The organism is Bradyrhizobium sp. LA6.1, from assembly GCF_040547805.1.
Lineage (GTDB): Bacteria > Pseudomonadota > Alphaproteobacteria > Rhizobiales > Xanthobacteraceae > Bradyrhizobium > Bradyrhizobium barranii.
Window position 1 is genome coordinate 1 of the sequence record NZ_JBEPQK010000030.1, and the last position, 14121, is coordinate 14121.

Below are 14121 nucleotides of genomic sequence, written 5' to 3' on the forward strand. Positions count from 1 at the left end.
GACCCGAAAATAGGCCGGACATATGAGCGCGAGCGATCCGAGCATGCTGCCCGAGCCAATCCTTGTAAGTCGGGGGCCGTCCACATATGAACCGAGCCGCAAGGCGTCTCGGCCATTCGGCTTCGATCCCTCGCGCGATCATGAGTCGCTCGCCGGAGGCACTCGCCCTCGGTCCCGCCGTCATTTCATTCCGGCGTCGCTATCACTGCCCTTCGTTCGGGTGCCTTCTTAACCGGTCTCGCGACTGCACTCGGTCCCGGGTCCCGCCGCTATCGCGTCGGCGCTATGCTGACTCTCCTGCGGGTGCCTCTTTCTCTTGCCTGCGCTTCGCTCCGGCGCTTTTCGCTACCTCTCTGCGAGGCCGCTTTTCATCGGAAATCGGGTGGAAGGCGGTGCGCCCGAACTTCTATCGTGCTCGGGAAACGGGAGCACGACATGCGCAAATTTCATTCTATAGCGGCCCTGTGCGGTGATGGCCTTAGGCCAGAGCTACGGGAATTGTTTGACCGGCTGGCGGTTGATCCCAATTCCGAGTTGTTCGTGAGACATGATGGTATGTTGCAATCCGGTCCTGACCCAAAATCTATCGAAGCCCCTCCAGTCGAGCGCGCAGTACCTAAGAGAGTGGCCAAGATGAGTCGCGCCGCCAAATGCAGCGCGCATACGCAGCGAGCATTTCTTGGCGGCGCACCAGACGTAAAGAACAATTGACCACGCCCGCGATTAGAGACCGCTCCTGCAGCTGCCTCTTTCACTGCGCTTCGCCCCAGCGCATTTCGGCGCTTCCCCGCGAGACCGCTTTGTCGGCTGCGCTGCAGCCCCGCGTCGCGGGTCATCACCCTTTAGGGTGTCCGTCCTGTCAAAAAGACAGCCGCGCGAATGCGCGGTCCGTTTTCCCGTCACCGCCGTTGAGAGTGAGAGTGCGGGTCGGGTTTGCCGCGACGGGTTGAAGATCGGAGGAGAGGCTTCCGGTGCCCGTCGCGGAGAACCGCGATGTCTGGACATACCGCCCGAGTTCGTGCCGGCAACGACCGCGTGAGCCTTTACGCCGAGATCACCGACAAGATTATCGCCGAGCTGGAGGCTGGCCGTATCCCGTGGGTGCAGCCATGGGGCACGGCGGCGATCAAGGCGCCGCTCGCGATGCCGCGCAACGCGTCGACGCAGCGCGGATATTCCGGGATTAATGTACTGATCCTATGGGGTTCCGTCATCGAGCACGGTTTTTCGGGACAGAGCTGGCTCACTTTTCGCCAGGCGCTCGGGGTTGGCGGCCATGTCAGGAAGGGCGAACGGGGAACGACCGTCGTCTATGCCGATCGCTTTACCCCGGACGACGAACGTCGGCGCGCCGCGGAGGCCGGTGAAGAGCCGGGCGTCGTCCCGTTTCTCAAGCGTTTTACCGTCTTCAACACGGACCAGTGCGCTGACTTGCCCGAGGGGTTCGCTGCCTCGGTCGTCCCGCCGCCACCATGCCAGATTGAGCCCCGAGCTGAGGCGTTGATTGCCGCCGCTGGCGCGGATTTCCGCATCGGCGGTGCGCGCGCCTACTACAACACGACGGGCGATTTCGTGCAGGTCCCGCCGCCGGCTGCCTATTTCGAGCCGATCAATTGGCACCGAACCGCTTTTCATGAACTCGGTCATTGGACCGGCCAGGCGTCCCGCCTCAACCGCGACCACTCGGGTTCGTTCGGCTCAAAATCGTACGCGCGCGAAGAGCTGGTCGCCGAAATGGCGGGTGCCTTCGTTTGCGCGTCGCTCGGTATCGTGCCGACCGTGCGCCACGCCGACTACATCGGTTCCTGGCTCGAGGTTCTGCGCGAGGATAATCGCGCCGTCGTGCGCGCCGCGAGCGCGGCATCGAAGGCCGCCGATTTCCTGCTCGCCTTTCTGCCGCCCGCAATCGATTCCGTCGTTGAGGGTAACGAGGAGGCCGCGTGATCCATCCGCACGTCGTTTCAGCGTCCGCTTTCAGTTGGTGCTGCGCGTCAGAGAGTGAGAGGAGCGCCGGTTTGCCTGTGACGGGTAGGAGGTCGAGAGAGAGTCTTTCGGCCGCCCGTCGTGGAGAATCCGACATGGCAAGCGTTCAGAAAATCAAACTCAGTCCCTCCCGCGATATTCCCTTCAACAAACTGGTGCTCAGCCAGTCCAACGTCCGCCGCGTGAAGGCCGGCGTCTCGATCGAGCAACTGGCGGAGAGCATAGCTCAGCGCACGCTGTTACAAAGCCTGAGCGTTCGCGCGGTCGTCGATGCCGACGGCCAGGAGACCGGCATGTTCGAGGTGCCCGCCGGTGGACGCCGCTACCGCGCGCTCGGACTGCTGGTCAAGCAGAAGCGTATGGCGAAGACGCAACCTGTCCCCTGCGTCGTCCGTGATGGCGGCATCGCCGAGGACGATTCCCTCGCCGAGAATGACGAGCGCGTTGGTCTGCATCCGCTGGACCAGTTCCGCGCGTTCAAGCTGCTGCATGACGGTAGCATGAGCGAAGAGGATATCGCGGCGCGGCACTTCGTCTCGCCGGCGATCGTCAAGCAGCGCCTGCGTCTGGCGTCAGTGTCGCCGAAGTTGCACGACGTCTATGCCGACGATGGCATGACGCTCGAACAATTGATGGCCTTCTCGGTCACCGCCGATCAGCCGCGCCAGGAGCAGGTCTGGGAAAATGTGAGCCGCTCCAATTACGATGAGCCGTACCAGATCCGCCGGATGCTGACGGAGAACACCGTGCGCGCTTCCGATCGCCGCGCCCAATTCGTCGGACTGGATGCCTACGAGCAGGCCGGCGGCACCATCATGCGGGATCTGTTCGAACACGACGATGGTGGCTGGTTGCAGGATGTGCCGCTGCTCGATCGTCTCGCCACCGAGAAGCTGAAGGCCGAGGCCGAGACGATCGCGGCCGAAGGCTGGAAGTGGATCGCAGTGGCGGTCGATTTCCCCTACGGCCACACCAACGGGTTGCGCGAGATTGAGGGCGAACCGGTTGATCTGACGGAGGAGGAGCGGGCGACGCTTGACGCGCTCAATGCCGAGCACGCCAGAATCGAGGAGGATTACCAGGACGCCGACGAACTGCCGGACGAGATTGATCAGCGCCTTGGAGAAATCGAGGCGGCGCGGTCCGTCCTGGAATCTCGATCGCTTATCTACGATCCGGGCCAGATCGCCAGTGCAGGCGTCTTCGTCAGCATCGATGCCGAAGGTTCGCTGTCAATCGCTCGTGGCTACGTGCGGCCAGAGGATGAGGCACCCTGCGTCGCCGAGCCTGAGAGCGAAGTACAAGGCGACGGAGAGAACAACGGCGACGAACCAACCACCAATGATGTAGTCCAACGCGCGGTCATCACTGTCGGCGGTGCGCCAACCGAACCCGTCGAAGAGGAGGACGACGACACGGTCAAGCCGCTGCCGGATCGGCTCATCATCGAGCTGACCGCACACCGCACTCTGGCGTTGCGTAACGCGCTCGCCAACGATCCGGCCGTCGCCTTCCAGGCGGTATTGCACAATTTCGTGTTGGCGACCTTCTACCGCTTCTCGTCATCGAGCGGCTGCCTGGAAATTGCGATCCGGACGCCGACGTTCCCCGCTCAGGCGCCTGGCTTGAAGGAGAGTACATCAGCGGAAGCTATCGATGGGCGACATGACGGCTGGAAAGCCCGCCTGCCCAAGGACGAAGCCGATCTGTGGAACGTGCTCACAGCGTTCGACGGGAAAGAGCAGGCCGCGTTGTTCGCGCATTGCGCGTCATCCGCCGTCAATGCGCTCTACGAGCCCGCCAACCGCTACAATGAGGGCCGCGTCTCCGCGAACGGCATACGCCGAAGGCTTGATCACGCCAACGTTCTTGCCCGCGCCGTCGGTCTCGACATGGCAGCAGTGGGCTGGAAGCCGACCGTCGACAACTATCTCGGCCGGGTCACCAAACCTCGCATTCTTGAAGCGGTGCGTGAGGTAAAGGGCGAGCAATCGGTGCAGCTCATCGACCACCTCAAGAAAGTCGACATGGCGCGGGAGGCCGAGAGACTGCTCGAGGGGACCGGATGGTTGCCGGAACCCCTTCGTCTCGATGAGGTGGGTACGGTCGGAGAGCCCGCTGCAGATCCCGAGGCGTTACCGGAGTTCCTCGCCGCAGGCGAGGACGAAGCTGACACCGAGGCCGACGACGAACGGCCGCACATCATTGCGGCAGAATAATCTCCCAGGTGTTGGGGGCTCCGGCCGACCCACACCTACTTATCCTTGGTCCTTCCCAAGCCCGGCATTCCGTGCCGGGCTTTTTCTTTCGAGGACGTCCGAGATCGTCCCTAATTCAGCTCGCAGGAATCTCTTGCCATCGCTTCTCAGCGCAGTTGCGTAGCTGAACTGGGCTCGGAATTCTCTGCGGTCTCGTTGTCATCCAATTCGACGAGATAGACCAGCAACATTCCATCAGATGGTTGAGCATCCTTGAAAGCATCACCGAATGTTGCGATCTCGTCCTCGTAGCCCATGCGCGCTCTCAGTTGGGCCTTGCCATCCCACAACGGCGCGCCATTGGAATGTGCTGACGCGAAATCTTCACCTAGCCACGGCGCATTGCATATCTCGCTTGCTTCACGGAGGCTTTTTGCTTCGAACGTCACCGTTGGCTTGCCGCCGATCTCGATCGTAAAGACCGAAGCAAAAAACGTGGGCGTCATGTTCCCTTTGCCTTTTCGGCGGCTTCCCGCGCCAATCGCAATGATTTCAAGCGTTCGCGATTCTCGTGAAACGCCTTTTGTGCCTTTTCTTGCTCGCTTACGGCTTTTTCGGTCTTGACCTGCCCGAATACTTTCAGCGCCTCTCGTTCGGCTGGCGTGATCCGTCGTTTGAGCTTTTGGTCGTTCATCTGGTCACTTCGTTGCGATTCCCGGTGGGCAGAAAGATAGCGCGCAGAGTCATGAGACGAAAGGGCTGTTTCCGTCACTTCCTCGGTGCGGAGCAACTCGGCCTGCGTCTTCTTGGCCGTCAGTCAGCGTCTCCGTAAGAGGGAGAGGGGGCCGGGACGGGTTTGAGCCGGCGTGGTCGAGAGAGCGCCCCGCGGTTCGATCCTTCCCCGCTCTCCGAGGCTCCCTCCATGACGATCATTCCCGCATCCGTGGCCGCTGTTGCGGCTGCGCCGCTTCCCGTTGCGCCCGCTTCTCTGAACAAGACCCGCGCGATCGCCAGCGCCGCGCAACAACTCCTTCTCCATCTAGAGCGCGGTCAGCGCGTCGATGCGCCGATGTTGCGCACTGCGATGGAAAACGCCTTTGGCAACTCCGACGCCGATGGGGGATGGGACTGGAAGACGGCCTACGACGCCTGTGAAGCAGCCACCGTCCTGTTCCTTCGCAAGTTCGGTCCGGCCATGCGCGCGCGTGCCGATTTGCCCGCCGCGATGCTGCCGATGCTGGCGAAAATCGCCGGCCTTCTTCCCACCCACACCCGCCGTTCGGAAGAGAGCGAGGCGCTTCAGCAGTTTAGCACACCCATCGCACTTGGTTTCGCGGCGAGCACCGCGGCGGCGATCACGCCTGCGGATGTTGTGCTGGAGCCTTCGGCTGGCACGGGCTTACTCGCCGTCCTGGCCGAGCTGTCTGGTGCATCGCTCGTTCTGAACGAGTTCGCCGAAACCCGCGCTGGACTTCTTTCACTTCTCTTTCCCGGCATCGCCGTCACGCGCTTCGACGCCGCGCATATCGACGACCATCTCGACACCGGCATCACGCCAAGCGTCGTGCTGATGAATCCACCATTCTCGGCTCTCGCCAACGTCGATCGCCGCATGGCCGACGCTGCCTTGCGACATATAGTGTCGGCATTGGCGCGGCTCCCCGAAGGCGGTCGGCTGGTCGCAATCACCGGGGCGAGTTGTTCCCCGGACAATCCGGTCTGGCGCGATGCCTTCATCCGGTTGCAGGAACGCGGGCGCGTCGTCTTCACCGCAGCCATTTCTGGTGGGGTCTTCGCCAAGCACGGCACCACCATTGAGACGCGGCTGACCGTGATCGACCGGTTGCCTGCGGACGATGCGACGACATTCCCGACGTCTTCAGGCGTGGCGCCGGACGTTGCCACGCTGCTGGGATGGGTCACGGAGTACGTTCCGGCCCGACTGCCGATCGCGATACCAGTCGCTGCTTCGCTCAACGCTCGTCCGGGCATTCCGCGAACCGTCCGCGCCCATGCGATGCGACCGTCCGGCATCGCCGCTCTCACAGCGGATCCGGCCGGGGCTGAACTTGCCTACGAGACCGTTGCTTGGACACCGGCCGAGGGCGGTCGGATCACCGAGGCGCTTTACGAAGAGTACGCACTTCAATCGATTCGTATTCCCGGTTCTCAGCCACATCCCACCAAGCTGGTCCAATCAGCCGCCATGGCGTCGGTGGCGCCGCCGGTCCCGTCCTATCGGACGCACCTTCCGGCTCACATCATCGCCAACGGTCTGCTGTCCGATGCGCAGCTCGAGTCCGTCATTTATGCGGGCGAGGCGCATTCCCAGCTCCTTGCGGGATCATGGACCGTTGAAGAGACCTATGACCTGGTCTGCGCGGCGCGTGACGATGCGAATAATGCCGTGCAATTCCGGCGTGGTTGGTTTTTGGGAGACGGCACCGGCGCTGGGAAGGGCCGTCAGGTCGCCGGCATTCTGCTCGACAACTGGCTGAAGGGCCGCCGCCGCGCGCTATGGATCAGCAAGTCCGACAAGCTGATCGAGGACGCCCAGCGCGACTGGTCGGCGCTCGGCATGGAACGGCTGCTGGTCACGCCGTTGTCGCGCTTCCGCCAGGGTACGCCGATCTGTCTGGAGCAGGGCGTCCTTTTCACCACCTACGCCACGCTGCGGTCCGACGCGCGCGACGACAAGGTTTCGCGGGTCAAGCAGATCGTGGAATGGTTGGGCACCGACTTCGACGGTGTCATCATCTTCGACGAGTCTCACGCGATGCAAAATGCCGCAGGCGGCAAGGGCGAACGCGGCGATCAGGCCGCGTCGCAGCAGGGCCGCGCGGGGCTTCGCCTTCAGGATGCGCTGCCGAACGCGCGCATCGTCTATGTCTCGGCGACCGGCGCCACCACTGTTCATAACCTCGCCTACGCCCAGCGTCTCGGGCTGTGGGGCGGCGAGGACTTTCCGTTCGCGACGCGCAGCGAGTTTGTCGAGGCAATCGAGGCGGGCGGCGTCGCGGCGATGGAGGTGCTGGCGCGCGACCTCAAGGCGCTCGGGCTCTACACGGCGCGGTCGCTGTCCTACGAAGGCATCGAGTATGAGCTGATCGAGCATCAGCTCACTGATGAGCAAATCCGCATCTATGACAGCTATGCCGGCGCCTTCGCGATCATTCATAACAATCTCGCCGCGGCCATGCGGGCCGCGAACATCACCGGCGCGACCCGCACGCTGAACGCGCAGGCCAAGTCCGCCGCCAGATCAGCGTTCGAATCGGCGAAACAGCGCTTCTTCAATCATCTCATCACGGCGATGAAGACGCCGTCGCTGATCGCGTCAGTCGAGCGCGATCTGAGGGACGGCCATGCCGCTGTGATCCAGATCGTCTCGACCGGCGAGGCGTTGATGGAACGCCGCCTTGCCGAAATCCCGACCGAGGAATGGGGCGACGTCCAGGTCGACATTACCCCGCGCGAATATGTGCTGGATTATCTGGCGCACAGCTTCCCGACCCAACTCTACGAGCCCTTTACCGATAGCGAGGGTAACCTGTCGTCGCGACCGGCCTTCCGAGATGGCCAGCCGGTGCAATGCCGGGACGCCGTCGCGCGTCGTGACCTTTTGATCGAGAAGTTGGCATCATTGACGCCGGTTCATGGTGCGCTTGACCAAATCGTGCAGCGCTTCCGCACGGACACGGTGGCGGAAGTCACAGGGCGCTCGCAGCGTATCATTCGCAAGCGAGGGGCTGATGGCGTCGACCGCCTCGTGGTCGAGAACCGCGCCGGTTCCGCCAACCTCGGCGAGACCCAAGCATTCATGGATGACGTCAAGCGCATCCTCGTCTTCTCCGATGCCGGCGGTACCGGGCGTTCCTATCACGCGGAGATTTCTGCAAAGAACCGGCGCTTGCGCACACATTATCTGTTGGAGGCCGGATGGAAGGCCGATGCCGCTATTCAGGGATTGGGCCGGACCAACCGTACCAACCAGGCGCAACCGCCGCTGTTCAGACCCATCGCCACCAATGTGAAGGCCGAAAAACGCTTCCTCTCGACCATCGCACGGCGTCTCGACACGTTGGGCGCCATCACCAAGGGACAGCGCCAGACCGGCGGGCAAGGCCTGTTCCGCCCCGAAGACAATCTCGAAAGTCACTACGCGCGCGACGCGCTGCGCCAGCTCTATCTCCTGCTGGTCACCGGAAAGGTCAGGGATTGTTCGCTTCAGGCATTCGAGGACGCGACCGGGTTGAAGCTCACCGATAGCAACGGCATCAAAGACGAGTTGCCGCCGATTACTACCTTCCTCAACAGGCTGTTGGCGCTGACCATCGATCTCCAGAACATCCTGTTTACGGCGTTCGAGCAGTTGCTGACCGCTCGGATCGAGGGCGCAATCGCGTCCGGCACCTATGATGTCGGACTGGAGACGTTGACGGCCGAGAGCTTCGTCGTCGCAGGCCGGCAGACGATTTACACCCATCCCGGCACCTCTGCGGAGACGCGCCTGCTGACCATCACCCAGCGCGAACGTAACCGGCCGGTCACGCTCGATGAGGCGCTGAGCCGCCTCTCCGACCCCCGCGCGGTTCTTCTGGTCAACAGCCAGTCGGGCCGCGCGGCCGTACAGGTTCCGGTCCGTAGTTTGATGCTCGACGACGGCGAGGTCGAACGACGGGTCCGCCTGATCCGCCCGATGGAACATCCTACCATACCGTTGGCTATGATGCCGCAGACCCATTGGCGGGAGACCGACCGCGACACCTTCGCCCGTGTCTGGGAGGCTGAAGTCGCCGAGGTTCCGGAGTTCACCGACAGTGAGATCTACATCGTCGCTGGTTTACTGTTGCCGATCTGGAAGCGCCTGCCGAACGAGTCGACGCGGGTGTATCGGCTGCAGACCGACACCGGCGAGCGAATTATCGGCCGCAAGGTCTCACCCGCGTGGGTCGCAAGTTCACTGGAAGTCGGAACGTCGAGTCTTTCGCCAGACGCCGCCTTTACCGCGCTGATCGATGGCAAGACCATGCTCGATCTCGCCGAGGGCCTTCAGGTCAGGCGCGTCCGCGTAGCGGGTGTGAACCGGATCGAATTGACGGGCTTCACTGACATGATGCGGGATCGGCTGCGCGCCTACGGCCTGTTCGGCGAGATCATTTCGTGGAAGTTGCGTTTCTTTGTCCCAGTCGATGCGACTGGCCCCGCGATCCTGGCCAAGGTTTTGGAGTGCTATCCGATTGCCCGCATCGCCGATCGCACGGCGGCGTGACATGCCGCGAAGTGCGGCAGAACTGGCACATCGCCTCGCGCGCGAGGCCGAGGCGGTGTGCCGTCATTATCTCTCCAACGGGCGTCGTGTCGGCAATTACTGGCTGGTCGGCGACGTCAGGAACACGTGCGGCCGATCGATGTTTGTCCGCCTGAAACCGAAAGGCACGGGCGGCCGCCCGGCCGGCAAATGGACCGACGCGGCGACCGGCGAGCACGGCGACCTGCTCGACGTAATCCGCGAGAGTTGTAGCCTGGTCGATTTTCACGACGTAGCCAATGAAGCCCGACGCTTTCTGAGCTTGCCGCGATTCGAGCCGAAATCCGACAGTCGATCGCGCCTGCCACCGGTACCGAACGGCTCACCGGAATCGGCACGGCGTCTCCTCGGCATGTCACAGCCGATTGCCGGCACGGTTGTGGAGACTTACCTGCGGGGGCGCAGCATTACTAACCTGCATGGCATCGACAGCCTGCGATTCCATCCGCGCTGCTATTACCGTCCCGAAGCAGACGCCCCGACGGAAATCTGGCCGGCTATGATTGCAGCTGTCACCGATCTTCAGGGCCACATCACCGGCGCGCATCGCACCTGGATCGATCCGTCGGGGCGCGACAAGGCACCGGTCGATACCCCACGCCGGGCGATGGGTTATCTTCTCGGGCACGCGGTCCGCTTCGGGCCGGCTGGCGACGTGATGGCGGCGGGCGAGGGCATCGAGACCATGCTGTCGCTCCGCTGCGTTATGCCCGATATGCCGATGGTCGCAGCGCTCTCGGCCGCGCATCTCGCAGCCATTCTGTTTCCAGCACCGCTGCGCCGCCTCTATATCGTCCGTGACGACGATCCGGCAGGCGATGGCGCGGTGGCAGGACTGTTCGACCGGGCGCAGTCGGCCGGAATCGAGGCGATGGTGTTGTCGCCGCAGTGTAGCGATTTCAACGAGGATCTGCGGAACTCCGACATCAACGTACTGTGTGCAGCGTTACGCGTCCAGATTGCCCCTGAAGACATAGCCCGGTTCTTGAGTACGAGGGCTTCGACCGGAATGGGGGACGAAGCTCTTGCTCCTCTCTGACGATGCGCTGTCCGTCGATCGTCAGGCGTCTCCTGTTGTCGGAGAGGGCCGCGCTCACGGCCTTCTTGAGAGGGCGACCCTGCGGCAAGCGGTCCGGCCACGCAATGGCGTCCGCCGACTATTTTCCGTCGCGCCCTGAAGAGGGCGCTTTACATCGCGAGGCAAAATAGCCGGCTCCTGCCATCCTTCGCTGCGCTACGGCCGCTGTCGCTGCGCTCGGCGGTGCAGGTCCGGTCCGCCCGCCGCGTTTCGTCGCCATGAAGGCCGCGATGAGCGCGACCAATCCGACCAAGGAAAGCCGCCATGACGATCGAGCGCACCGAGACCGACTTCGAGCGGCCGCACACCACATCCCCGACTGATCACGTCCTTACCGAACTCCAGCTTCACGGCTACCGCGCCTTCCAGGACGAACCCGACCCGAGACCGCTACCCGAGGGCCGCATCGTCGCTGCCGCCGTCGCCGATATCTTCGACGCACTCATCGCGAGCTTGAGCGAAACCCGCCTCGAACCCGACCTCGAGGACCTCTTGTGGTCCACCGTCAATCTCTTCCACCGCGCCAACGAGCGCATCGAGCGCGAACTCGACGACAACGAGCAGGCTCAGAAGCGCAGCCAACGCGACCAGGACGGCTCCGAAATCCGCTCGGTCGAACTCGAACGCCTCACTGCCGAGGGCATGACACTGATCGAGCGGCGCAACAGCATGGAGTACTTCCGCGACCAGGCCGGCGACCATTTCGCCCGCCACACCGGATCGCACTGGCATCCGCGCAGCGGCTCGATGGTGAACCACCGCGCCCTGACCTCGGCTGTCATCGATAGTCGCGACTTCCTCGCCGCCAAACACCGGGCCGAAACCGAGGTGCTGTTGCCCGCCGGGCCGAAGATCGCCTTCACCGGTGGCTTGGATTGCAACGATCATCGCCTGATCTGGGACAAGCTCGATCAGGTCCACGCCAAGCATCCAGACATGGTCCTACTGCACGGCGGTTCGCCGAAGGGCGCCGAGCGTATCGCCGCCCGCTGGGCCGACCACCGCAGAGTTCCGCAAATCGCCTTCAAACCCGATTGGACCAAACACGCCAAGGCAGCACCGTTCAAGCGCAACGATCAGATGCTCGACGTGCTGCCGATCGGTGTCATCGTCTTCCCCGGCACGGGCATTCAGGAGAACCTGGCCGACAAGGCACGAAAGCTCGGCATCCCCGTCTGGAAATTCGGCAATGGCGGCGCGTAAGGGCCGCCTCGCTACGTCGTAGAAGCAATGTACGCCTAATCTCGTTTGCGCAGCTGTAGCGGTTCACTTCTCCGGTCGTGACGGACTGCCGCCTCGGCCGTCTTGCGTAGAGGTCGGAAATCGGGTGGCAGACCGAACGTCTCTGCTCCAAAATCCATCGCATCGATCGATCCGATCGTCAGATGAGACGACGAAGCAAGAGGAAATAACATGTCGAAAGAAGATGAAAACAAAGCCATCGTCGGCCGCTGGTTCACCAAGTTCTGGGGTGAGACGTGCGATCTCGGAATCGTCGACGAACTCTCCGCGCCGGATATGCTCCTTCAGTACTCACTCCACGAGCCACGTCGGGGAAAGGAGGACATCAAGGCTTTCATGACGGATTTCCGTAAGGCCTTCCCCGATCTCAATTTCTGGGGCGCCGCCGACCTCATTGCGGAGGGCGACTATGTCGTCGGCCGCTGGGAAGGTGGCGGGACGCACACTGGCCCTGCGTTCGGCGATTTCCTGGCCGGCTCCTTGCCCGCGAACACCGGTCGAAAAATGCGATTTACCGGTACGACCGTCCTCAAGTTGAAAGACGGCAAGATCATCGAGGAAATCGGGCTCGACGACGGCGTCACGGCGCTACAACAGCTCGGGCTGATCAAACTTGCCGCTTAGCTAGCGACAAGCGAATAGCCGGCCTTCCTGATTGCGATCTCGAAGGCCGGCAGGGCGACACGTCAGCGCCACCGTTCAATGTCGGTCTCTATTGCAACAGCGACCGGGACGCTCTCCTGCATTGCTTGTTCATGCCTGAAACTTGACCGTAAGGGATTCCAAACACGGGCGGGATCGGTTATTCCTTGGAACGCGCCGTGGTGGTGGAAGGCGCGACCCTTGCAACCTTTGTCACGGGGACCATCACCATACTCATCATAGGCGTTCTTCTCAATATCGTCGGGCTCGGCATCTTCTGCTGGGCGCTATTCGCGCTCGCAACCCACGCATTGCCGTTCTTCGTCGGCATGACCGTGGGGTTCTATTCATTTCAAGCCGGAGTAGGTCCGTTCGGTGCCATCGTTGTTGGCTTCGCTACGGCCGGCTTCACATTCGTGATCGGGCGGTACGCCTTCTCCGTCGCGCGCTCTCCGATCGTCCGCCTGGTCATTGGGCTACTGTTCGCGGGTCCGGCGGCACACGCCGGCTGTAGTGTGACCCTTGCCCTTGCACATTTCGGTATTCCCTCGGAATGGTGGCGGGAGTCGTTCGCCGTGCTTGGCGCCATCGCTGTCGGGGGTATCGCTTGGGCGAATGTGTCGATGCAGACCGCCCCCGCTCTCAGACCGGGCGCTGCACTCAGCCTTATTCAGCAACCGAATGGGGGGACGACCACGGTCGGCTGACGTCGCGCGTTTGTCGTCTCTCTCCCTTAGCGTAGATCGAAGCGTTGAAGCTCGGATCTACGCCAACCTCTTCGACGACGAAGACGCCGAGACTTACACCCTGATCTGGTCCCGCAGCCGCAAGCCCAACGGCGACTGAGGGGCGCTTACCACAAAGCCCCGTCCGGTTCACCGGGCGGGGCTTCTCAATATCGCAGCGCGCACTGGCAGTGACGCATAGCCGCCAAATCGGGCCGCTCGGCCCTCGGACCTGCTATTCTACCTGCCCGCGAGTCTTTCGTTTGCCGCTAGTTGCGGGCGGGCGCGTTAAAAGGTCGGCTGCTTCGACTCCCAAGCTGCGCGCCAATCGATCGACCACGTCGATGCCAGCCGCATAGACGCTCCGTTCGAGCGCGCTGATATAGGTTCGGTCAATTTCCGCTCGGTGAGCTAATTCCTCCTGCGACAAGCCGCGGGCTTGTCGCAGCTTTCGCAAATTGATTGCAAGTACCTCGCGTATGTCCATACGCGAGAGGGCATGTCCTTGAAGAGTATTTCACCACGGAGTATTCTCGACAAAACGCGTTTAGCCGAAGCCCTGTGACGAAAATTTAACGCTTCTGCCTCTTCCGGGCGGCGTGTTAGAAATTGTCTAATCTAAGGCGTGGAGTTTCATGAGGAAGCCGCCGCTCGACCCCGAGGTAGCCGACGCTGCACCCACTGACCCAATTCTAACGGTCTATGACGAGCAGCATGTCGTGACTTACATTCGCCTTCTAGAGGCTGAGAACGAAGGTGCCGACTGGAAAGAAGTCGCACGAATAGTCTTGCACATTGAGCCCGAGCGCGAGCCGGACCGAGCGCGCAATGCATATCTGAGCCATCTGGCGCGCGCGAAATGGGTCAGCCAGCAGGGCCGTCTCCTGCGCGGTGCTGGCTCGAATTAGAAGAAATCTACCGATTCCATATCCGCAGTCAGAA

11 protein-coding genes and 1 pseudogene are annotated in these 14121 nt (G+C 62.4%); 9 read left to right on the forward strand and 3 right to left on the reverse strand.

The features are described from left to right. Positions 1-993 precede the first annotated feature (993 nt). Both ABIB99_RS41670 and ABIB99_RS41675 read left to right on the forward strand, forming a co-directional pair. Positions 994-1944, forward strand: a complete 951-nt coding sequence (locus ABIB99_RS41670; RefSeq protein WP_354181703.1) for an ArdC family protein — start codon at positions 994-996, stop codon at positions 1942-1944. A gap of 134 nt (positions 1945-2078) precedes the next feature. Then, entirely contained in the window at positions 2079-4202 is a 2124-nt protein-coding gene (locus ABIB99_RS41675) for a ParB/RepB/Spo0J family partition protein (protein WP_354181644.1), read from the forward strand. Between the two features lie 146 nt (positions 4203-4348). On the opposite strand, the gene ABIB99_RS41680 is transcribed toward ABIB99_RS41675, so the two are convergent. Both ABIB99_RS41680 and ABIB99_RS41685 read right to left on the reverse strand, forming a co-directional pair. Next, positions 4349-4687 (reverse strand): hypothetical protein, encoded by a 339-nt coding sequence (locus tag ABIB99_RS41680; RefSeq protein ID WP_354181646.1) that lies wholly within the window; start codon positions 4685-4687, stop codon positions 4349-4351. Further along, the gene (locus ABIB99_RS41685; RefSeq protein ID WP_354181648.1) at positions 4684-4875 is read right to left on the reverse strand and encodes a hypothetical protein; all 192 of its coding nucleotides are present in this window, start codon (positions 4873-4875) and stop codon (positions 4684-4686) included. The genes ABIB99_RS41680 and ABIB99_RS41685 overlap by 4 nt, the downstream gene beginning before the upstream one ends. A gap of 228 nt (positions 4876-5103) precedes the next feature. Between ABIB99_RS41685 and ABIB99_RS41690 the strand changes: the two genes are divergently transcribed. The 6 genes and pseudogenes from ABIB99_RS41690 to ABIB99_RS41715 form a co-directional block, all read left to right on the forward strand. Continuing rightward, positions 5104-9453: a strawberry notch-like NTP hydrolase domain-containing protein gene (locus ABIB99_RS41690; RefSeq protein ID WP_354181650.1), complete on the forward strand. Its 4350-nt coding sequence runs from the start codon at positions 5104-5106 to the stop codon at positions 9451-9453. Between the two features lies 1 nt (position 9454). Beyond that, positions 9455-10531 carry a DUF7146 domain-containing protein gene (locus tag ABIB99_RS41695; protein ID WP_354181705.1) on the forward strand — a complete coding sequence of 359 codons (1077 nt, stop codon included), beginning with the start codon at positions 9455-9457 and terminating at the stop codon, positions 10529-10531. A 303-nt stretch (positions 10532-10834) separates the two neighbouring features. Then, positions 10835-11773, forward strand: a complete 939-nt coding sequence (locus ABIB99_RS41700; protein WP_354181652.1) for a DUF2493 domain-containing protein — start codon at positions 10835-10837, stop codon at positions 11771-11773. 210 nt (positions 11774-11983) lie between these two features. Continuing rightward, positions 11984-12436, forward strand: a complete 453-nt coding sequence (locus ABIB99_RS41705) for an ester cyclase (protein ID WP_354181654.1) — start codon at positions 11984-11986, stop codon at positions 12434-12436. Positions 12437-12621: 185 nt separating this feature from the next. Next, positions 12622-13161, forward strand: coding sequence for a hypothetical protein (locus ABIB99_RS41710; RefSeq protein ID WP_354181656.1), 540 nt, complete (start codon positions 12622-12624; stop codon positions 13159-13161). A 34-nt stretch (positions 13162-13195) separates the two neighbouring features. Beyond that, a pseudogene (locus ABIB99_RS41715) lies at positions 13196-13300 on the forward strand (DUF736 domain-containing protein); the annotation flags it as partial. Positions 13301-13414: 114 nt separating this feature from the next. On the opposite strand, the gene ABIB99_RS41720 reads toward ABIB99_RS41715, so the two are convergent. Further along, the gene (locus ABIB99_RS41720; RefSeq protein ID WP_354181658.1) at positions 13415-13666 is read right to left on the reverse strand and encodes a helix-turn-helix domain-containing protein; all 252 of its coding nucleotides are present in this window, start codon (positions 13664-13666) and stop codon (positions 13415-13417) included. 148 nt (positions 13667-13814) lie between these two features. On the opposite strand from ABIB99_RS41720, the gene ABIB99_RS41725 reads away from it, so the two are divergent. Beyond that, positions 13815-14087: a DUF2285 domain-containing protein gene (locus tag ABIB99_RS41725; RefSeq protein WP_354181660.1), complete on the forward strand. Its 273-nt coding sequence runs from the start codon at positions 13815-13817 to the stop codon at positions 14085-14087. Positions 14088-14121 lie beyond the last annotated feature (34 nt).

Coding starts and splice junctions, on each gene's coding strand:
- ABIB99_RS41705 (WP_354181654.1), top strand. CDS start 11,984: ATGTCGAAAGAAGATGAAAACAAAGCCATCGTCGGCCGCTGGTTCACC.
- ABIB99_RS41690 (WP_354181650.1), top strand. CDS start 5,104: ATGACGATCATTCCCGCATCCGTGGCCGCTGTTGCGGCTGCGCCGCTT.
- ABIB99_RS41720 (WP_354181658.1), bottom strand. CDS start 13,666: ATGGACATACGCGAGGTACTTGCAATCAATTTGCGAAAGCTGCGACAA.
- ABIB99_RS41725 (WP_354181660.1), top strand. CDS start 13,815: ATGAGGAAGCCGCCGCTCGACCCCGAGGTAGCCGACGCTGCACCCACT.
- ABIB99_RS41680 (WP_354181646.1), bottom strand. CDS start 4,687: ATGACGCCCACGTTTTTTGCTTCGGTCTTTACGATCGAGATCGGCGGC.
- ABIB99_RS41700 (WP_354181652.1), top strand. CDS start 10,835: ATGACGATCGAGCGCACCGAGACCGACTTCGAGCGGCCGCACACCACA.
- ABIB99_RS41685 (WP_354181648.1), bottom strand. CDS start 4,875: ATGAACGACCAAAAGCTCAAACGACGGATCACGCCAGCCGAACGAGAG.
- ABIB99_RS41670 (WP_354181703.1), top strand. CDS start 994: ATGTCTGGACATACCGCCCGAGTTCGTGCCGGCAACGACCGCGTGAGC.
- ABIB99_RS41675 (WP_354181644.1), top strand. CDS start 2,079: ATGGCAAGCGTTCAGAAAATCAAACTCAGTCCCTCCCGCGATATTCCC.
- ABIB99_RS41695 (WP_354181705.1), top strand. CDS start 9,455: ATGCCGCGAAGTGCGGCAGAACTGGCACATCGCCTCGCGCGCGAGGCC.